The organism is Wolbachia endosymbiont (group A) of Hylaeus communis (assembly GCF_947251915.1).
Classification (GTDB): Bacteria; Pseudomonadota; Alphaproteobacteria; order Rickettsiales; family Anaplasmataceae; genus Wolbachia; species Wolbachia pipientis.
Genome location: NZ_OX366396.1, coordinates 841,840 through 863,151, shown reverse-complemented (window position 1 = coordinate 863,151; position 21,312 = coordinate 841,840). Strand labels below are relative to the sequence as shown.

Annotated in this window: 14 protein-coding genes, 2 rRNA genes and 4 pseudogenes; 8 read left to right on the top strand and 12 right to left on the bottom strand. The window is 36.3% G+C overall.

Annotated elements, in window-relative coordinates; all coding sequences use genetic code 11:
• Window positions 1-241: 241 nt before the first annotated feature.
• Complete coding sequence (locus OPR52_RS04360; protein WP_265037802.1) at window positions 242-937, bottom strand: phage major capsid protein; 696 nt, start codon at window positions 935-937, stop codon at window positions 242-244.
• Here OPR52_RS04360 and OPR52_RS04355 point away from each other — a divergent pair.
• Window positions 925-1,784, top strand: a protein-coding gene (locus OPR52_RS04355) for an IS630 family transposase (RefSeq protein WP_265037751.1) whose coding sequence is annotated in 2 segments (ribosomal slippage) — window positions 925-1,249 and window positions 1,249-1,784 — 861 coding nt in all. Because the reading frame shifts where the segments join, the coding sequence is not laid out codon by codon here. The two genes, OPR52_RS04360 and OPR52_RS04355, sit on opposite strands and share 13 nt — an antisense overlap.
• Window positions 1,785-2,652: 868 nt before the next feature.
• Here the strand turns inward: OPR52_RS04355 and OPR52_RS07870 are convergent.
• Window positions 2,653-3,747: pseudogene (locus OPR52_RS07870) on the bottom strand (IS3 family transposase).
• A gap of 1,240 nt (window positions 3,748-4,987) precedes the next feature.
• On the opposite strand from OPR52_RS07870, the gene OPR52_RS04345 reads away from it, so the two are divergent.
• From OPR52_RS04345 to OPR52_RS04330, 4 genes and pseudogenes are all read left to right on the top strand, one after another.
• Entirely contained in the window at window positions 4,988-6,091 is a 1,104-nt protein-coding gene (locus OPR52_RS04345) for a reverse transcriptase domain-containing protein (RefSeq protein WP_265037800.1), read from the top strand.
• Window positions 5,994-6,467, top strand: a complete 474-nt coding sequence (locus tag OPR52_RS04340; protein ID WP_320109389.1) for a group II intron maturase-specific domain-containing protein — start codon at window positions 5,994-5,996, stop codon at window positions 6,465-6,467. The genes OPR52_RS04345 and OPR52_RS04340 overlap by 98 nt, the downstream gene beginning before the upstream one ends.
• Before the next feature lie 138 nt (window positions 6,468-6,605).
• Window positions 6,606-7,037, top strand: a pseudogene (locus tag OPR52_RS04335) (Rpn family recombination-promoting nuclease/putative transposase); the annotation flags it as partial.
• A 118-nt stretch (window positions 7,038-7,155) separates the two neighbouring features.
• Window positions 7,156-8,175, top strand: coding sequence for an IS110 family RNA-guided transposase (locus tag OPR52_RS04330; protein WP_265037747.1), 1,020 nt, complete (start codon window positions 7,156-7,158; stop codon window positions 8,173-8,175).
• A gap of 498 nt (window positions 8,176-8,673) precedes the next feature.
• Here the strand turns inward: OPR52_RS04330 and OPR52_RS04325 are convergent.
• The 8 genes and pseudogenes from OPR52_RS04325 to pstC form a co-directional block, all read right to left on the bottom strand.
• Window positions 8,674-9,533, bottom strand: a protein-coding gene (locus OPR52_RS04325) for an IS630 family transposase (RefSeq protein WP_265037751.1) whose coding sequence is annotated in 2 segments (ribosomal slippage) — window positions 8,674-9,209 and window positions 9,209-9,533 — 861 coding nt in all. Because the reading frame shifts where the segments join, the coding sequence is not laid out codon by codon here.
• 89 nt (window positions 9,534-9,622) lie between these two features.
• Window positions 9,623-10,455: pseudogene (locus OPR52_RS04320) on the bottom strand (IS5 family transposase).
• A 222-nt stretch (window positions 10,456-10,677) separates the two neighbouring features.
• Window positions 10,678-11,793, bottom strand: a complete 1,116-nt coding sequence (locus OPR52_RS04315; protein ID WP_265037796.1) for an ankyrin repeat domain-containing protein — start codon at window positions 11,791-11,793, stop codon at window positions 10,678-10,680.
• 249 nt (window positions 11,794-12,042) lie between these two features.
• Window positions 12,043-13,248, bottom strand: coding sequence for an MFS transporter (locus tag OPR52_RS04310; RefSeq protein ID WP_244663081.1), 1,206 nt, complete (start codon window positions 13,246-13,248; stop codon window positions 12,043-12,045).
• A gap of 207 nt (window positions 13,249-13,455) precedes the next feature.
• The gene (locus OPR52_RS04305; protein ID WP_038198831.1) at window positions 13,456-13,722 is read right to left on the bottom strand and encodes a hypothetical protein; all 267 of its coding nucleotides are present in this window, start codon (window positions 13,720-13,722) and stop codon (window positions 13,456-13,458) included.
• A 466-nt stretch (window positions 13,723-14,188) separates the two neighbouring features.
• On the bottom strand, window positions 14,189-14,533 hold the full coding sequence (locus tag OPR52_RS04300) for a F0F1 ATP synthase subunit epsilon (protein ID WP_006279902.1): 345 nt from the start codon (window positions 14,531-14,533) through the stop codon (window positions 14,189-14,191).
• A 12-nt stretch (window positions 14,534-14,545) separates the two neighbouring features.
• A complete protein-coding gene (gene atpD, locus OPR52_RS04295; RefSeq protein WP_010962432.1) occupies window positions 14,546-15,973 on the bottom strand; it encodes a F0F1 ATP synthase subunit beta in 1,428 nt (475 codons plus the stop codon).
• Window positions 15,974-16,074: 101 nt separating this feature from the next.
• Window positions 16,075-17,163: a phosphate ABC transporter permease subunit PstC gene (gene pstC, locus OPR52_RS04290; RefSeq protein WP_265037792.1), complete on the bottom strand. Its 1,089-nt coding sequence runs from the start codon at window positions 17,161-17,163 to the stop codon at window positions 16,075-16,077.
• A 107-nt stretch (window positions 17,164-17,270) separates the two neighbouring features.
• Between pstC and rpmH the strand changes: the two genes are divergently transcribed.
• The 3 genes and pseudogenes from rpmH (at window position 17,271) to OPR52_RS04275 (ending at window position 18,098) form a co-directional block, all read left to right on the top strand.
• Complete coding sequence (gene rpmH, locus OPR52_RS04285; RefSeq protein WP_006279898.1) at window positions 17,271-17,405, top strand: 50S ribosomal protein L34; 135 nt, start codon at window positions 17,271-17,273, stop codon at window positions 17,403-17,405.
• 67 nt (window positions 17,406-17,472) lie between these two features.
• Window positions 17,473-17,748: pseudogene (rnpA, locus tag OPR52_RS04280) on the top strand (ribonuclease P protein component); the annotation flags it as partial.
• An 86-nt stretch (window positions 17,749-17,834) separates the two neighbouring features.
• Window positions 17,835-18,098, top strand: a complete 264-nt coding sequence (locus tag OPR52_RS04275; protein ID WP_077188558.1) for a hypothetical protein — start codon at window positions 17,835-17,837, stop codon at window positions 18,096-18,098.
• Window positions 18,099-18,183: 85 nt separating this feature from the next.
• Here the strand turns inward: OPR52_RS04275 and rrf are convergent.
• Both rrf and OPR52_RS04265 read right to left on the bottom strand, forming a co-directional pair.
• Window positions 18,184-18,290: ribosomal RNA gene (gene rrf / locus OPR52_RS04270) — 5S ribosomal RNA — on the bottom strand.
• A 66-nt stretch (window positions 18,291-18,356) separates the two neighbouring features.
• Window positions 18,357-21,122 (bottom strand): 23S ribosomal RNA (locus tag OPR52_RS04265).
• Window positions 21,123-21,312: the final 190 nt, after the last annotated feature.

Sequence of the window (21,312 nt, the reverse complement as noted above, 5' to 3'; positions counted from 1 at the left end):
TCCTGCGTCATACAGCGATTCATTCGCGGTATCTCGGCATAGATTCCGCTAACAAGTAGCGGAATGACGAATTTTTGTTTTTCAAACTGTCGGTAAATCTAAGTCAGTTTAGCTATATGTGTCAAGCACTGGGATGACACCCTCCTGATGGGCCAAAATCACAATGTTCGTACAGTTATGGAATGAATCGCGGTATGACGTGTTGCTTTGATCAGCTATAAAGATGATGCTGCGGAAGTTTTTAGTACTTGCTCGCAACTTTCAACAATTTAATAGCACTGGTGTTTACAACCTCTCCGCCGACACGCTTAGTGACAAAAAACCTCACATAAGGTTTATTCGTATAAGGGTCTCTTAATATTCTCATTCCTCTGTTATCTACAATCTTATAAGCTTGTTTGAAATCTGCCATCGCAATTACTGGTAGCTGATTGTTTGGCGCTGGTGGCATATCGGCAGATTGATATACTGGTATTCCCATTAAAGTATCTGGAGCTTCAAGCGACAGACTTGGCTGCCAGAGATACTGACCTGTTTGAGATTTTAGCAGCCTGATATCCTTCAACGTACTCCTGTTCATCAAAAATGACGCATTTTTGGAATAATATTCGTCCAGAGAGTAATACAACATCATTATTGAATCACTATCTAATTTTTCAGTTTTAACTTGCTCTATTTTATTATAACTGTTCCCATTTTCATAAGCTAAAATTCCTTTTGGTTGAAAAGTGCCCTCACCCTTAATGAAGGCTTCGCTTTCTTCCTTACTAAAAGTCTCGGCAATCTTTTCCACCAGCCAACTCTCAACATCGACAAACGCATCATCGAGTAACTTTTGTGATATTTGTGGTTGAGCATATAATAGCTCTTTCCATAAAAGTCCGGATGTGATAGGATAAGGGTAGATGATGATAAGGAGGTTGAATGCCAGCAGCATATAGTTATGATTTAAGAAAAAAAGCAATGGAAGCGCTAGACGAAGGAGAAAGCAGAGAAACAGTGGCAGCAAGATTTAAGATTGGACGAACTACTTTATGGGAGTGGCAGCAAAGAAGAAAAGAAACAGGAGACTTTCAATCAAAAAAACTTGGAAATGGGGGTTACAATCACAAAATTACCGACTGGGATACCTTTGCCAAATTTGCCAGAGAGCACGGAGGAAAGACTCTATCGGAAATGGCTAAACTTTGGAACAACGTTAGTATCCAAACGATCTATCGAGCCCTTAAAAAAATTGAATTTACGCGCAAAAAAAGACATATGGATACAAGGAAAGAAACGAAGAAAAACGTGCTGAATTTTTGAAAATTATAGCGACAAAAGAACCTAAAAACTTAGTGTATATAGATGAGTCTGGCATTGATAACACCGAAGACTACCCCTACGGATATTGCCAGAAAGGACAGCGGTTTTATGCCTTAAAATCTGGAAAGAAAACTCAACGAATCAGTATGGTTGCAGCCTTAAGTGGAAGAAAGATAGTTGTTCCGTTAACCTTTGAAGGCCACTGTAATATGGATGTTTTTAATGGATGGTTTGAGCAATTTTTGACACCGATCTTGGAACCTGGACAGACTGTCATTCTTGACAATGCTACTTTTCATAAGTCTGATAAGATTATCGAGCTTGCTAAAGGGGTTGGTGCAGAAATTTTGTATCTGCCGCCTTATTCTCCAGATTTCAACAAAATTGAGCATCATTGGTTTGCTATAAAAAACAGAGCCAGGAAAAACATTCCTCTATTCGAATCCTTTCGTCGTGCTGTTGATTCTGCCTTCCTATGACCTGTTCGGACTATTATGAGAAATGCTATACATTGCAGTTTGTTAATTAACTTTTAATGCCTATGGTGGCATTTACAGCTTGGACCAAAGGTTTATGTATTATAGAAAATAATTATAAAAAAAACACACTATTTGTATACCATACAAACTTTTTTTATTCTGCATAGCTGAGTTACTAGATTCTGTAAACGAAATCTTTAGAGAAGCCAAATGGGCAAAGTTTCATGAAGGTCTTTGGCATCTCTTAGCATAGATCCCTTACTTAACCATCATACCGCGATTCATTCGCAGTATCTCAAAGCATAGATCCCGCTAACACGTAGCGGGATGACGATTGTCGTTTAGCCATAAACATTAAGAAATTTACCAAATAAAAAAAAAGGCAAAAGAAGCCCTGGGGTTATTATCCGCTTTAAAATATTGGCGTTTTTTATGTTTTAAACTCTTGACAAGCGAGATTCAGCCGCTTTTAATTGCAACTAACTTACGCTGCAAATGTTTAAGAAATTTACTAAGCAGAAAAAAAGACAAAGAATCCCCGAGTTAGCTAGTCTTTTACTATCTCTGTCGAGTATTGGCATTTTTTGATGTCTTGTAACGCTTTATAAGCGCGTTTCGGCTTATATAGGTAAAAACCCAGAAATTTTTAAAGACATGCGATGCACGTAGTGCGAAAAATTAAACATGAGACGCCAAATACCCTAAGTTTGACTCGCGACATAATGTTGAACATTTTTTTTTGCATTTCCAGAGCAAGTTCTTGAAACTTAAACATTATATGTACATCATCATGATCAATTCTAATGCATCTAACTAATGCTATGATGACCTTACCCAGAAAAAGTGGAGAGAAAGTTTGGAATGTTTTTCACAAAGAGAATGATGAATCAAAATGCTCAGGAATGCAATAGTTAATAGTGACGTTGTTTGTTATAAAAAATTTCTATATATTCAAATATAGCAGTTTTGATATGCTGTTTAGAGTGCCGAGAGGTGTCTATTGGTAACTCCCTTTTTAGAGAACTGAAGAAGCTTTCCACAACAGAATTGTCGTAACAACAACCTTTATAACTCATCTATGTTTTTTATGGATAAGAGATATTGATAACCTTGCGAAGTATATTGTGAACCTTGATCACTATGTAATAGTAGATTTTTGGCAGGTTTACGCTTGTTAACGGCCATTAATAAAGAGTCCATAACCAATTGTTTATTTATTGAACTGCTCATTAACTACCATGCGTGAATATAGATCGATTATTGTTGCCAAATATAGCCATCCTTCTTTGGTTTTTATATAAGTAATCCCATACTTTATTTGGTTGATCGACAATAAAGTTTTGGTCTAATATATTGGGAGCTACTGTCCGTTTGTTGTTTCTTAATTTTAAATTTTCTTCTCAATATAGCCTGAATACCATTTTTCTGCATAATACTTTGCACTGTTTTTAAGTTGCAACTTTTACCCAAAGCCTTTAATTCAGCATGAATTTTAGGAGCTCCATATCTACATTTAGAAGCTTGATATATTTTTTGAATATCTGCTAATAACTCTTTATTTGCTGATTCTCTACTGCTTATTTTCCTTGTAGTCCACTTATAGTAGCCACTAGCAGAAAACCCTACATAATTCCTGCACTTTATAGTGTTTACTATGCTCTTTTATGAAAAAATATTTTACTCTTTTTGACTGGCCAGGGCTTTTTTTTAAATGTCTCTTTCCCTTGTTACTCTTGCTTTGTAAATCAAACCTCTCTTTGTCGTAAGGAGCCATGTTACCTCTACCTGGAAATGCATTTGCCGCTGACTTTTTTTCGTTATATTTCTTCATCCATTTTCCTAATACACTATCCCTTATTCCTAGATCTCTTGCTACTTTTGCAACTGGTTGACCTACCTTTCTTTGTTCATTTGCCAGCTTAACAGCTTCCAATTTGAATTCTGCCGTATATTCTCTTACCATTTCTAATCCTCCAAAATTTTATTTTACCCGAAAAACTCCTTTCTTTCTCTCCACTTTTTCTGGGTAAGGTCAATTCGGAACTCTATTTCTTTTTTACGATCTTTACTTTTATTCTTATTGTTCATATAATATACCCTTCACTAATAATAAATTATTTTTAAATGTTTACTGTTATTTTCTTAGCAGTATTGGCATAAAGCCATAGCTTTTGGGTGAAGTCAAATCAAATTTTCAATTTTTTTTTGTTTATTTTTTTATGAAAAGGTAGAAGATATTAATAGCTGCTAATTTCTTTAAACGATGTTGTCGTAGATTCGTATTTTTATACACCAAAAAGGGTATCTTTGATGTCTCCTACAGCTCCAAACTCATAGCATCCATTTGCCAGCCTTTTAAGGCGCTTTATAGAAGGGTTAATAAAAGATGTACAAAAGGACGTCTAAGGTGCGTAGTAGCATTCTAAAGCCATCTATGGGAGACATTTTTTTCATCAACGCATTCAAAACTTAAAAAAATAAAAAACTTGAACATTTCTTCAGAATTGTGTATAATTATTAATGCTTTTTAGGTTGATTTCTTATGACTTTTTCTAAGTTTCTTGATCCCAAAAATGATGTATCGTTTGTGCGACGTGAAAAGTCGCTTATTAAATTGTTTAGCAGGTCACCCTGACTAAACCGAGTGTTTTGCCGCTCGTACCCTACTAGACTGTACAAAAGCAGTAATGCTTTGTGCAAAGCGTTTAGGACAATGAACCCGCCTGAAAAGGAGAAGTTCGGTCTGCGAAGAAAGAACAATGCTATAAGTGTCGAGTTGGCACGGGGGCTAGGGTTAATGGTATGGATAGCGCAAGCAAATGATCCTAAGCATCGTTACGTCGAACAAGCCAAAGACACTGATAGGCTTGAACCAAAAGGTAAGTAGACTGGTTATCAAACTGAACGCATTTGATACGCAAACATCAAGGTCACCGGTGTAGAGATCAATCCTAACCCGTTGTTGTTTAATAGGTGGAACACGGAAACCCCATATATCTCTGGGTACCAATATTGGATATTCAGTAAGGTCGATCGTGAGAAAGGCTTATGGGTATGTGGGATTGGGAGTGTGGAAAAAGTGAACGCTCATCTGTAATGGATGTGATACAGGTTTAACGTTACCTGGCTCGAAAGAGAACTGACGTCCACAATGGTCATCTTGGATAAGATTGTTTGTAAAACTTTTAAAGAGAGGAAAGCAGATGGTTACAGGTAAAATTGTAAGTGCACCTTTCGGTACTGCCGAGCACTGGAACCAAATTAATTGGTCTCAATGTAAGAAAAAAACCAGGAAGCTACAAGCTCGTATTGTTCAGGCAACAAAAGATGGGAGATGGAATAAAGTGAAAACTTTACAACATCTTCTCACACGTAGTTTTAGTGCTAAAGCATTAGCAGTGAAACGCGTAACTTCGAACAAAGGAAAATACACGGCTGGTGTTGATAATCAGTTGTGGCAAAGTCCTTCAGCTAAATCTCAAGGAATTGCTAGCCTAAAGCGACGTGGATATCGCTCTCAACCTATGAGACGCATTTATCTAATCAAGCCTGAGGGCGGCAAGCGGCCGATTAGTATTCCAACTATAAAAGATCGTGCGATACAAGCCTTATACCTTATGGGCTTGGACCCTGTTGCAGAAACAATAGGAGACACTCACTCATATGGATTCAGGGTGCATCGTTCAGCAGCAGATGCGGTAAGTCAAATTTTCATAACATTGGCAAGACGTGATGCTCCGCAATGGATTTTAGAGGGGGATATTAAGAAGTGTTTCGATGAAATAGACCACCACTGGTTGAAAAACTCAATTCCAATGGAAAAGAGTATCCTAAATAAATGGTTAAGGTCTGGATTCGTAGAAAGACGAATGCTACATCCCACAATAGCAGGAACTCCACAAGGTGGAATTATATCTCCTGTACTTGCTAATTTAACTCTCGACGGTCTTGATGATGTTTTCAATAAACATTTCGGAAAAAAGGGAACCAAAAAACGCAAGAAATATGGTGTACACATGATCCGCTATGCGGATGATTTTATAGTAACTGGAAAATCGAAAGAAATTCTAGAGACTAAAGTCAAACGGCTTGTAGAGGATTTCCTGAGCCAAAGAGGGCTATCTTTATCGGCAGGAAAGACAAAGATCACACATAGAACAGGGATTCGATTTTCTCGGTCAGACAGTACGCAAGTACAAAACAAAACTAATCATCAAACCTTCAGAAAAAAGTGTAAACAGACTTCTGAAGCGCATCCGGTACCTAATTCGCAAGAAGAACGCAGAAACCCAAGAAAAAGTAATTGATATGCTTACACCTCAAATTCGAGGATGGGCCAATTACCATCGAGGAATATGTGCGAGAAAAGCTTACGAAAAAGTGGACCATGAGATCTTCAAAGCCTTATGGCACTGGTCAAAACGCAGACATCCTAATAAAGGATTACGTTGGATTAAAGGTAAATACTTTAAAGTCAAGGAATCTCGAAAATGGTGTTTTGCAGTACTGGCTAAGAATAAAAACATAATTGAATGGAAAGAACTCTTCCAAGCGACAAGTGTACCAATTCGCCGCCATAAGAAAATTAGAGCAGTAGCTAACCCCTATGATAAAGAGTGGTATGCTTACTTTAAAGAACGTCAATCAAAAAACTCTTCTCTTTGCAAAAATGGTAAGGTATGATTAATGTTAGTTCTAAGAAGGAATTTGATATGTCCAAATATTCGATAAAAACTGTTGCCGGTTCTAAAGAAAAGGACTTAAGGTGGCTCGAGCCGTATGAAGGGAAACTTTCACGTACGGTTCCTAGAGGAGGGTTCGATGGGTAAATATCTTAGTCCATTGAACTCTTACTCTTTCAAGCGTATCTTCGGTACTGAAAAAAATAAAGATATCCTTATTCACTTCCTCAATGATATTCTTGGCTTTACTGGTAAAAATGAAATAAAGGATATAGAGTTTTTAAGTACTATTCAAGACCCTGATATCGCCGCTAAAAAGCAAAGTATTGTTGATGTTCTCTGTAGAGATTCTACAGGTGCTCAATACATTTGCGAGATGCAGGTCGCTAAAACTAAAGGCTTTGAAAAACGTGCCCAATACTATGCCGCTAAGGCCTATTCAAGTCAAGCTGATGTAGGTGATCAGTATCATGATCTTAAAGGCGTTATCTTTATTGCTATAGCAGATTGTGTGCTGTTTCCTAATAAATCTGAGTATAAGTCAAAGCATACTATTCGAGATGAAGACACATACTGTAATTGCTATTGAATGATGGAGAGACATACTCCATTATTTTAGCACGAAGTAACAAGTTCAATAGAATTAGTTCTTCAAAAATAATTTAAACTTTTACAGTAGGAGCAGCCTCATGAAATATTATAGTGGATTAGATGTCTCACTCAAGGAAACTTTTATCAGTATCATTGATGAGAAAGGAAAAATTGTTAAAGAAGAAGTTATTGTAAGTGAAAGCAGTACAATAGCGGAGTATTTGCTTAGTCAAAGCAAAAAATATGAAGCAATAGGGATAGAAAGTGGACAACTATCAATATCAATGTGCAAAGAATTGAGGAGATTTGGATTGCCAGTAACTTGTGTAGATGCAAGGCATATGGCAGCAGCATTGTCTGCAAGAATCAATAAGAATGATAAAAATGATGCAAGAGGTATAGCACAAATGATGAGAGTTGGGCTATTTAAAGAGGTATTAGTAAAGTCAGATGAAGCTTGTCAGATTAAAATAATGCTTGGAAGCAGAAGACAATTAACACGTAGCAGAGGGAAAATTGAGGGAACAATAAGAGGATTATTAAAAATATACGGGATAAAAATTGATCAGCGTGCCAGATCTACAAGTTTCGTTTTAAAAGTGCAAGAAATAATTAATGAGCTAGATGAAATTAGCAAGAACTCAATTGAAGTATTAGTACATAGCTTAGAAACAATAGAAGAATCGATAAGAAAACTTGACAAAATGCTCTCAGAGCAAGGTAAAAAAGATGAGGATTGTAAATTATTAACTACTGTTCCAGGAGTTGGTATTATAGTAGCAATGACATACAAAGCTGCGATAGATGATGCATATAGGTTTGAAACATCTTATGCAGTTGGAGCCTATATGGGATTGAGCCCAAGACAGTACGCTTCTGGAGAGATTGATCGGCATGGAAGTATATCAAAAATGGGACCAGTAGAATGTAGGAATGTGTTGTACGAAGCAGCACAAGTCTTACTGGTAAAATGTAAAAGGAAATTTAAATTGAGAAGCTGGGGATTGAGGCTTGCAAAAAAGAAGGGTATGAAGAAAGCAATTGTTGCCGTAGCGCGGAAGTTGTCTGTAATTATGCATAGGATATTGGTTAGTAAAACAGAATTTTGTTATCAATAAATGCAAAAAGTAGATAATTTGATGTAAAGTAAAGATAGCAATGCCGATGGAAGGGATAAGCAAGATCCTAGGTTGAAGCATAGACTTCGTAAGACACATGTTGCCGTCCACTTCCGCCTAACAAGTATAGTGCGGCTTGGCTAAAATACAAATTAGCCATATCAGACCGCGGAGAGAACCATGGAAGCATGCTATTTTAACTTATATTAAGACTATGGAGGGAAAGAATGATACCTTAGTTTTTATAAGCTTAATGAATATGTGGATAAATACTTTAAATGTGTGTGGCGTATTTATCCACATATTCATTGGCTGCATAATTTAAAAGGGATTAATTAGAAATTTAGTGCTGGTGTTTTTATTGCCAATAAAACCCCTTTTGATTGAATAAGATAATACGATAGTAAATAAAAGGTTGTATTAGAGCTGAATTTTACATCAAAAAATATTTTTCATGATACAAAAAATTATAGCATTTCTCATAATAGTCCGAACAGGTCATAGGAAGGCAGAATCAACAGCACGACGAAAGGATTCGAATAGAGGAATGTTTTTCCTGGCTCTGTTTTTTATAGCAAACCAATGATGCTCAATTTTGTTGAAATCTGGAGAATAAGGCGGCAGATACAAAATTTCTGCACCAACCCCTTTAGCAAGCTCGATAATCTTATCAGACTTATGAAAAGTAGCATTGTCAAGAATGACAGTCTGTCCAGGTTCCAAGATCGGTGTCAAAAATTGCTCAAACCATCCATTAAAAACATCCATATTACAGTGGCCTTCAAAGGTTAACGGAACAACTATCTTTCTTCCACTTAAGGCTGCAACCATACTGATTCGTTGAGTTTTCTTTCCAGATTTTAAGGCATAAAACCGCTGTCCTTTCTGGCAATATCCGTAGGGGTAGTCTTCGGTGTTATCAATGCCAGACTCATCTATATACACTAAGTTTTTAGGTTCTTTTGTCGCTATAATTTTCAAAAATTCAGCACGTTTTTCTTCGTTTCTTTCCTTGTATCCATATGTCTTTTTTTGCGCGTAAATTCAATTTTTTTAAGGGCTCGATAGATCGTTTGGATACTAACGTTGTTCCAAAGTTTAGCCATTTCCGATAGAGTCTTTCCTCCGTGTTCTCTGGCAAATTTGGCAAAGGTATCCCAGTCGGTAATTTTGTGATTGTAACCCCCATTTCCAAGTTTTTTTGATTGAAAGTCTCCTGTTTCTTTTCTTCTTTGCTGCCACTCCCATAAAGTAGTTCGTCCAATCTTAAATCTTGCTGCCACTGTTTCTCTGCTTTCTCCTTCGTCTAGCGCTTCCATTGCTTTTTTTCTTAAATCATAACTATATGCTGCTGGCATTCAACCTCCTTATCATCATCTACCCTTATCCTATCACATCCGGACTTTTATGGAAAGAGCTATAAGAGGTTGTCCGGAAACTAGTAAATTCAAGCATATTCCCTCTTTAACATAACCCTACTCATAGCTAGGTATATGAAATTCTCAGTGGATGTTGTGAGTAAATCATACTCCTTCGATAGCCTTCTATTCCTATTAACCCAAGCAAAAGTCCTTTCTACAACCCATCTTCTTGGCTGTACTTTAAACCCTTGTTCTCTTGTTGGTAGTAGCTCAGGTGGCGTATCTTTGTGCACCCAAAATCTACATGTAGGCCTTTTAACAATTTCAATATCTATGTCATATTCTTCCTTTATGTGATTCTTTAAATTTCTTCCTTGGTATCCCATGTCAGCCCACATTTTTTTAACTTTAGTATATTTTGTTCTCATATTGTTTAATGCTATTTTAATACCATCTCTATCATTTTCGTTAGCAGCGCCTACGTAACAACCTAGTATAAAACCCTGAGTGTCTGTAATTATATGCCTTTTTCTACCCTTTACTTTTTTACTTCCATCATAGCCTTTGATCCCCCCTTTTCTGTAGTCTTTACAGATTGACTATCTACTATACAGGCACTCGGCTGCTCATTCCTTCCTATTTTTCTTCTACTATATTTTGTAATTTCATAATTCATTTTCTCAAAAATTCCCTGCTTCTTCCATTGCCTGAACTGCTCATACACAGTCTTCCATAGCGGAAAATCATTTGGTAAATACCGCCATTGACACCCTGTACGCAATACATAGAAAATTGCTTCTAATATTTCTCTTTTGCTATACTTTGGCGGCCTTCCTCCTTTCTTGTATGATACTCTGAAGTGTTTTTCTATTCTTGCCCATTCCCTTTCGCTTAGATCTGTTGGATACTTTTTTCTCATCTTTACCCCGTACTAAAATTTCAGATATTATAGCCTTTTACTTGTTTCCGGACAACCTCTAAATCCATTACCAAAGCCAAAAATACATTTTTCTTTATATGCATAAGAGGGACGACTGTGAAAACTAATATTGATGAGCCGTGTGCGGGAAATCTGCAAGCACGGTTCTTTAGGGGGAGTTGTAGTAATAAAACTCAAACGAGAGGAGTAAAGCTACAGCTTCTACCGAACATTTTTGATATAGAGATCTGCACCATTCTTAAGAAAATCATAAAAAGTAGCGTTAGCTGTATAGGTTTCATCACATTCAATTAAGCGCTGCTTAATAAAATTAACAACAGCGTAGTGTAGTGAGCTATTTCCATTATTATCTGGTATATTAACGTTAACTCTTTGTTTTATGAGATATTTTGCATGGCCCAACTTATCTTGAATAATTGCATTTAGTAATAACGTTCTTCCTTCAGCATCTTGAGAATTTACTCCTTCATGTGCTCCCCTTTCAAGCAATAGCACAGCATTTTCAACATCACCTTTTTCAGCTGCAACACTCAGTAGGGCTTGATCACCTTTATTAACATTAATGTTAGCACCATTTTTTAGCAACCAATCTATAACCTCTTCCTTTTCGCATCTGTCCTCAATCTCTAATGCTTTTGTAAGCACATCAAAGCAGTAGTTATGGTCAGAAACAAGTTTATTTAAATCTAATTCCCCTATATTAAGGTTGCGTGAGTATAAAAACTTTTCACTATGTTGTGCTCCATATTTTTGCAGCAAGCTATACATTTCACTGCCATATTGAGCATAATCCAAAGCAGTACAACCATCATTATCCTTAGCATTTACTTCTATTTTTTGATATAACATAGACAATGGCAAAAACCTTGCTACCAGGTACTGAGACACTTCTTTTTCATTAGCTTCTAAAAACAACTCAACAACTTTTCTATTTTCATTCCTAACAGATCTATGCAGTACAGTACGATCGCTAGCATCTATAGTATCAATCCTACTGCCATTGCTTATTAATGAACTTATAACTTTTGATGAGCATTTTTTTTCTATAGCAACGTCTAGAATAGTTTTGCCATTTTTTGTAGCATTTATATCTAAATCTTCCTTGATAAGCTGCTTAATTCTGTTTTCCCTATCGGTGCTGTTTTTTATTCTCAACACATCTTCAAAGTACTCAAAATTAGACCACGCATCACACAATGCTTCATTTTCTACTGATTTTTGTATTCTTTCTGAGTAAGCAATATCTGAATGAACAGCATTTCCTGCTTGTTCACGTACTATATTAATTCTATTATTATTTTCTGTATCTGTTGTCATATACCCTCTATAAAGCCTAACTTATATCATACTATATTTGTGACGCTTGTAAAAACTTAAATTTACAGTTGGAAATACTGTTTTTTTAGACGAATAGAATAAGAAATTAGTGTTACGCATAAAAAAGTTTATCATGGCATGTGTTTTTGATCGTTCTAATTTTTCCGCAATAAAATTTTCTCATTTAGCGAGATTAGCGCATTTTTCACACCTTTTTTCAACTTAGGAGAATACACACTTAAGAGAAAACTAAGACCAATCAAATTTCTTATCTTGCGGTTTTATTTGCAATATTGCTACCACACTGATCAACAAGCAGAAGACTATATAAAGCCCAGCAGCAAGGTTTGTTTGAGGAAATGTTACAGTCAACCAAATACAAACCATAGGAGTAAATCCTCCATGTAACGCATAAGAGATATTGCGTGATAAGCTCACACCACTAAATCTAACATTGGTAGGAAAGAGTTCAGATGCAACTATTCCTATGGGAACTATACCCCTTTCTATTATAGAGAGAACCATTACGCTCAACGCAATCACAAGATAATTTTTATAGTAATATGCAATAGATAACGCAGGACAACACAGTGCCATTGTAATTGCTATAAATAAGATTGCAGTGCGCTCTTTTCCAACTTTATCAGCCAACATTCCAAACGCTATTGAAGATATCGGCATTAATACACTGGTTATAATCAATACAATTTCGTTGATATATGTTGTTACATAAACATCCACTGATGCTATTTCCTTTGCGAGAGTTCGAAGAAATATGGTAAATCCAACAGCAACATTAACAGGTACAGATATTAAAATAGCAAGTATAAGAGCTCTCTTGTGGCGTTTTATAAGCTCTATTATTGGCAAATCAGGTAAATTTCTTTGTTTTCGATTTTTTTCATATGCTGGAGTTTCTCCCAATGTGTATATGCTATACGCGCTAATTAATCCTAAAATAGCTGAGAAAATAAATGGCAATCTCCAACCCCAGGTACAAAAATCAGTAGTTTTTTTGCAGATAATCACTATCACCGCAGAAAGCAAGACGCCAATGGAGCGACCAAAACCCATCATTCCAAAATACATCCCTAAGTTCTCTTTCCTACTGGATAAATGCTCTATAAGATAAACAGAACTTCCTTGTTCACCACCAAGTGCAATTCCTTGTGTTATATGGATTGCAAGAAGCAATATAGTAGAAATTATACCTACTTGATTGTGACTTGGAATAAATGCAATGAGACTTGATGGTATCGATATTAGCAAGATAGTAATTATTAATGCTATCCTCCTTCCATACCTGTCACCAACGTGACCAAATATGAATGCACCAAGTGGCCTTACAATTGCACCTAGCCCTACAATTCCAAATAATTGCAGTATGTTACTGTAGACATCTTTTGCAAAACAAAACTCTCTGCTGATTATGTTAATCAAATCAATAAAAAGCATGTAGTCATACCATATTGCGATTCTGCAGAGTATGGTTGATATCAACACCCTTGTTTGCACTAAATTCAATTCGTAAATGTTTGCTTATTCTATTCTGGCTGCTTTTTGGGATTTTACAACCTAAACATATGGAGTTGACTTTTTTATTATGGTGTGTGATAATTGCAGTGTTATTAAGTTTAGTGGTAAAGTTATAATGAATATAGCTTATTTAGCAGCACTTATAGCAGCAGCTATAATAAAAATAGCAGCAGTAATACTTTGTGCTATAATGTGTATAAGCATTTTCTTTATATTATTTAAGGGAATTAAAGAACATTTAGATTCAAAAGGATTTCTATCTCTTCTGAAAACAGTAGGTGTAATTTCTATAATACTATCAATTATATCTCTCCCACTTATTATATTAAGCCTTACTACTCCGTCACCTCTGGTAGTAGGTATAGTAGGTGGTATCGTTGGTGCTATTTCCATAATACCATTAATAGTAGCTTACATTTTGCTTGTGGCTATATCGGATATCTTTATTACCAAGTCTTTATAAATTTGAGCTAATGTTACTGTCTTCATTTCTTCTTGGTTGTAATATTGCTGAAAGTTATCTATTTCCATAGGTATAACATATAATCTGATTTTATAAGATATTCTACCGGGATTAAAATATCGTAAATCTTAGGCGTTATAAACAAAATTTACAGGAAAAATAAGATGATACTACTCAAAAAGGCAAACAAGACGGTATTTTTTTGGCATAAGTTAACGTTCAGCTTTACCTTTCCTTGCAAGACATTTTAGAGCTATTATGTCTTACTTCTTGAAGATACCTAAAGTACTCCGACACTGGGATGACACCCCGGGGTTTCTGGGATGACAAAAAAGAGCCCCCTGAGCAAAAATCTTATAGCCACTTGAATGATAATTGACTTTTTGTCTAAAATAACTAAGAAAGAAACTTCTCATCAAGATAACTTAAATATATACTAATTCTCTTATTTTTAAACGATTTCTCATCATGAATTGCACGATCAAAAACCTGAATTTGACTTGTTATAATGCTACAATTATTATTTGCAACTTCTAATACGCCACTATCAATTACAACCTTCTTTTCTGTTTGGTTACTCATTTTAACAGTAATCATACCAGGCAATAAATAAATTAAGTAAGGAGCATGGTGAGCTAAAATCATAAGCTCCCCTTCGAGCCCAGTTACTGAAAGAGAAACCACTCCACTGAATGAAATTTGATCATCAGGAGAGAAAAATTGCACTTTAAAAGTATTCATAATCTTTAACTTTTATTTAGCTTCAGCTTGTATTAATTCAGCCTTTTTTATTGCTTCATCTATATTCCCCACCATATAAAAAGCAGCCTCTGGTAAGTGATCATATTTGCCTTCAACAATCCCTTTAAAACTGGAAACAGTATCAGAAAGTGAAACAAATTTACCAGGCATGCCAGTAAATATTTCTGCAACGTGAAAAGGTTGAGAAAGAAATTTCTGAATCTTACGAGCCCTATCAACAATAATTTTATCTTCATCAGATAGCTCATCCATACCAAGTATTGCGATAATATCTTGCAGTGATTTATAAGTTTGCAATATACGTTTCACCTCAGAAGCTACATTATAATGTTCTTCACCAATGATTTCAGCAGATAAAGACTGAGAAGTTGAATCAAGTGGATCAACAGCAGGGTATATTCCCATTTCAGCTATTTGCCTTGACAACACTGTGGTTGCATCAAGGTGAGAGAATGTAGTTGCTGGGGCTGGATCAGTCAAATCGTCCGCAGGAACATATATAGCTTGCACAGAAGTAATAGAGCCAGAAGTTGTTGAAGCTATTCTTTCTTGCATTGCACCCATATCAGTTGCAAGGGTTGGCTGATAACCAACAGCTGACGGTATTCTTCCAAGTAAAGCAGAAATTTCAGAACCAGCTTGTGTAAATCTAAAGATATTATCCACAAAAAATAGAACATCTTGGTTTTCACGGTCACGAAAATACTCTGCCATAGTAAGTGCTGTTAAAGCAACTCTAGCCCTTGCTCCAGGAGGCTCATTCATCTGACCATAAACCAAAACAGCTTGAGATTTTTCATGCTCATTTATATTTATTACATTTGAAGTGATCATCTCGTGATAAAGATCGTTACCTTCACGCGTTCTCTCCCCTACCCCGGCAAACACAGAAAATCCTTTATGAGCTTTTGCTATATTATTAATTAATTCCATTATTAGGACTGTTTTACCAACACCGGCTCCACCAAATAAGCCAATTTTTCCTCCTTTAAGATAAGGTGCAAGAAGATCTATAACTTTTATTCCCGTAACTAAAACTTCTTCCTGTATTCTCTGTTCAGTAAAACTTGGAGGTGCTCTGTGTATAGGCTCTAAGTTATACTTTCCCTTCAGTGGACCACACTCATCTATAAGCTCTCCAACAACATTAAAAATCCTTCCTAAAGTTGAACGCCCAATTGGCACCGATATTGGTGCACCTGTATCAACAAATTCATCCCCCCTTGACATGCCATCTGTGCTATCCATAGCAATACAACGAACTATATTGTCACCTATATGCTGCGAAACTTCTAAAACCAGCTCCTTATCCTTATATTTTAGTTTGCTTTTTAAAGCATTAAATATTTTAGGCAATTCACCTTCAAATTTTATATCAACAACTGCTTGAGTTACCTTAATCGCTCTACCTATATTCATCTCTTTATTTTTATCACCTAACACTATAATTCCATAAAAGAACTTCTAAAGAAAATAAATTTTATATTATTAATAGAAATTTTGCAACATTAAAACGCTTACTAGTTACGCTTCATTACAAACAATGCAAATGCATTTAATAGCCAAGTAATAATAAACAATACTAAACTAAGCGCATAAGCAGCAAGAGTTTGTACACTATTGAAATCCTGATCTCCGGTAAGTAATGTAGCGATCTGCACGGTAATGGTAGTAACTGAATTAAGAGGGTTAAAAGTCAAATTTGCGTTGATTCCCACAGCCATTAGCACAATCATTGTTTCACCTATCACTCTTGAAATTGACAATAAAATTGCACTTAAAATTGTAGGCATTGCATAAGGTATTGTTATATGCCATATAGTTTCCGCTGGAGTTGCACCAAGTGCCATGAAGCCATAACGCAAGCTTTTTGGAACAGATCTTATGGCATCTTCGAGTAAAGAAATAATAAAAGGAAGAATCATTATCCCAATCGATAAACCGGCAACTAAGGCACTTTCTGAGTGTATACTTAAACCAAAAAAATTTGCTACCTGCTTTATAAAGAAAGACAAAAACACAACCGCGAAATATCCATATACAACCGTAGGAATAGCAGACAAAACTTGCAAAGTTGTATTAACAATATAACGCGCTTTCTCACTCGCATATTCACTAATATATATTGCAGAAAATAAACCAAGCGGAACGACAACTAACATTGCTATAATAGTTATAAGTAATGTACCAACTAAAAGCGGCGCTATACCAAAACATCCTATCTTCTCTTCATTGATAGTGACTACATTGTGGCCCCATTTCAAGCAAAACAAGAATTCTGAAATAGCTACTTTATTAAAAAAACTAATGGATTGAATAAAAATAGACAGCATTATAAATAAAGTGATAAAAAATGATATGGCCAAAGCCACAAATAACGAAAGTTTTATTATCTTATTTCTTTTATTTTTAAAGATAAAAGCAAGCATGAAAAAAAGTAACGCTATAGAAATAAAAGTTACAAAACAATTATTATAGAATACTAACAACCAAGTTAGCATCCATACACAACTAAGATATAGATAAGATTTAACCTTATTTACTTCTTGAAACCTACTAAAACAAAATAAAAGGATTAGTAAGACAGGTATGACTATCACCGAATTCATTCTTCCATGCATCAAATTTTATTCTACGAAAATGTCATACAAGTTCACCATTATTTGACAATAAAGTAAAACAATTTAAAATAAATAATTATATTAATATAAAAACAATGAAGAGAACATTTCAACCAAAAAATTTGATAAGAAAGCGCAGACACGGATTTCGTTCACGTATGGCAACAAGAGCTGGAAGAAAAATCCTTAATAGGCGCCGTTCATTAGGGTGTAACAAATTATGCGCATAGTAAGTATAAAAAAAAAGATTTTTCTTCTGCTTTCAAAAATAAGTTAGCACTCAACAGTCTTTTTTATCGTGGGCTTTATATATCACTGTACGCTATAAAAGAAAGAGAACCTGAAAAGTACATTCATACTATTAGAGTAGGTCTGGCTATCAGTAAAAAAACCGGAAAAGCAGCAAAAAGAAATAAAATAAAAAGGCAACTACGAATGCTTGCTAAAATTAGCATTTTAAATATAAGTAATATAGGGCACTACTACATAATACTAACTCATAGAAACATTATGCAAGCAAGTTATAAAAATTTACAAAAAGATCTAACTATTTGCTTAAAAAAGATAAAATAAAAAAAAATCTCAATTAAGGTATTTACAACTATATTTTTTATGATAATATAGGTAAAATTTTTAAAAATAGTTAATGGGTGTGGTGAATGGTAGAGCATATAAAAGAGGTAAATAACACAGGCTTTGGTCAGATGTATCAATTCTTATTTCTTCCTAAAGGAACAGGAACAGATTGGAGGTCAGCATTTCGCCAACAAGAAGAATTATTTAAAAAAGTGGGAGGTAATGTAATATTACCAGAAATCAGTAATTCTCCTTCAAAAGGGAATCAATTAGGGGAAGTAGGAACAATGCTAAATAATGTAGAAAATGACCAAGAACATATAAGAAAAAAAAGATATCGTAGTTAAAGTAAAAACTTAAAGAATAGTAACAAAACAAGAAAGTTAAAATATAAGTATACCTACTGTCTAATTAACAAAGAAATTTTTATAAACTTGGCGGCGACCTACTCTCCCTTTTCAAGTACCATCAGCGCTAAAAAGTTTCACTTCCGAGTTCGAGATGAGATCGGGTGGTTCATTTTTGCTATAGCCACCAAGTCAATAAAAATTTCTAACTTAACAATTTTAACTTAATATTTAACACTGCATACACACATATAGAAAGCAAATAAATCAATCAGGCTATTAGTACTAGTTAGCTTCACATGTTACCATGCTTCCACACCTAGCCTATCAACGTGGTAGTCTTCCACGGCCTTAATTGGGAAATCTTTTTGAAGAGGGTTTCTTGCTTATATGCTTTCAGCAATTATCCCATCTATACATAGCCACCCAGCGATGCTATTGGCATAACAGCTGGTACACCAGAGGTATATCCATCTCGGTCCTCTCGTACTAGAGTCAGACCTTCTCAAATTTCCTTCACCCACGGCAGATAGAAACCGAACTGTCTCACGACGTTCTAAACCCAACTCACGTATCACTTTAATCGGCGAACAGCCGAACCCTTGGGACCTTCTTCAGCCCCAGGATGTGATGAGTCGACATCGAGGTGCCAAACGGTGTCGTCGCTATGAACGCTCGAACACCATCAGCCTGTTATCCCCGGCGTACCTTTTATCCGTTGAGCGATGACCCTTCCATACAGAATCACCGGATCACTATGACCGACTTTCGTCTCTGCTTGGCTTGTCAGCCTCGCAGTCAGGCAAGCTTATGCCATTATACTATCAAGCTGATTTCCGACCAGCTCTAGCTTACCTTCGCACGCCTCCGTTACTTTTTAGGAGGCGACCGCCCCAGTCAAACTACCCACCATACAATGTCCTAGTTCCAGATAATGAAACATAGTTAGATATCAAAAGTGTAAAGGGTGGTATCTCAAGGTTGACTCCATTATAGCTAGCGCCATAACTTCAAAGTCTCCCACCTATCCTGCACATCACACTTTTAATAGCAATGTAAAGCTATAGTAAAGGTGCACGGGGTCTCTTCGTCTAACCGCGGGTACCCCGCATCTGCACGGGGAATTCAATTTCGCTGAAGTGATGTTGGAGACAGTGGAGAAATCGTTACGCCATTCGTGCGGGTCGGAACTTACCCGACAAGGAATTTCGCTACCTTAGGACCGTCAGTGTTACGGCCGCCGTTTACTGGGGCTTCAATTCGGAGCTTGCACCCTTCCTATTAACCTTCCAGCACCGGGCAGGCGTCAGACCCTATACTTCCACTTACGTGTTTGCAGAGTCCTGTGTTTTTAGTAAACAGTCGCTACTCCCTATTTTGTGCCACCTACTCATAGTTGCCTAAAAGCAGGTTACCCTTCTTCCGAAGTTACAGGTATAATTTGCCGAGTTCCTTCAACATCATTCTTTCAACACCTTAGTATACTCTACTCATCCACCAGTGTCGGTTTGCGGTACGGCCTCATAAATATAAGTGCTATTTCCTGGAGCTTCTTTTAAGCATAGATCAATCCAATAAGATCTATACAAATACGAAACCCGTCACACTTAAGAGGTTTAGGAATATTAACCTAATTGCCATCGACTACTCCTTTACGGACTCGCCTTAGGAACCGACTAACCCTACGCAGATTAACTTAACGTAGGAACCCTTAGATTTTTGGTGAGAGTGTTTTTCACACTCTTTTACGCTACTTATGTCAGCATTCTCACTTCCGATATCTCCAGCAGTTTTCACAAACCACCTTCACAGACTTACGGAACGCTCCGCTACCGCGCCTATTGATCGAAATCAATAAGCACTCACATCTTCGGTATACAGCTTTAGCCCCAGTACATTTTCGGCGCAGAAAAACTTATTTAGACAAGTGAGCTGTTACGCTTTCTTTAAAGGATGGCTGCTTCCAAGCCAACCTCCTAGCTGTAATGGTTTTTCTACTTCCTTCCCCACTTAGCTGTAATTTTGGGACCTTAGATAGTGATCTGGGTTGTTTCCCTCTTCACCACGGACTTAGCACCCGTAGTGTGCCTGCTGTATAATTAATTGTTGGTATTCGGAGTTTAGTTAGATTTGGTAAGACGGTGAATCCCCCTAGTCTATCCAGTGCTCTACCCCCAACAACATACATACAACGCTCTACCTAAATAGATTTCGCGGAGAACCAGCTATTTCCAAGTTTGATTGGCCTTTCACCCCTAATCACAACTCATCCAATAATGTTGCAACATTAACTGGTTCGATCCTCCAGTGTGTTTTACCACACCTTCAATCTGGTCATGACTAGATCACTTGGTTTCGGGTCTAATCCATAAAACTAAAACGCCCTATTCAGACTTGCTTTCGCTACGCCTACACCTAACGGCTTAAGCTTGCTTCATAGATTAACTCGCTGACCCATTATGCAAAAGGTACGCTGTCACTCTAAATATCAATAAATTGATATAGAGCTCCAACTGTTTGTAAGCACTTGATTTCAGATTCTATTTCACTCCCCTCCCGGGGTTCTTTTCACCTTTCCCTCACGGTACTTGTTCACTATCGGTCGTTAAGGAGTATTTAGGCTTGGAGGATGGTCCCCCCATATTCAAACAGGATTTCACGTGCCCCGCTCTACTCAAGGATTTAAAAACTTTCTACTTATACAGGACTATCACCTTCTATGGTTACTATTTCCAGAGTATTCTAATTCTTATTCTTAAATCACTAGCCTTTTCCGCTTTCGCTCGTCACTACTAACAGAATCTCGGTTGATTTCTTTTCCTTTGGCTACTTAGATATTTCAGTTCACCAAGTTTGCTTTACATACTTAGTACGTAATAACTAGCTAAACTAGTTGGGTTTCCCCATTCGGAAATCTGCGGATCAAAATTTGTTGACAATTCCCCACAGCTTATCGCAGCCTGCCACGTCCTTCATCGCCTCTTAACGCCAAGGCATCCATCAAGTGCTCTTAATAATTTATTTATCCGACTATATGCAGAATATGCAGAGTTAAATATTATTAAAATTGAATTGAGATTAAATTAATCTCTACCATAAAACTTGTCAAATATCTAAAAACTAAATTAATCTTTTATATGTTATAACCTAATAAATAATATGTCAACGCCTTTTTGCACAAAACATTTACTTATATTATCAACAACAATATACT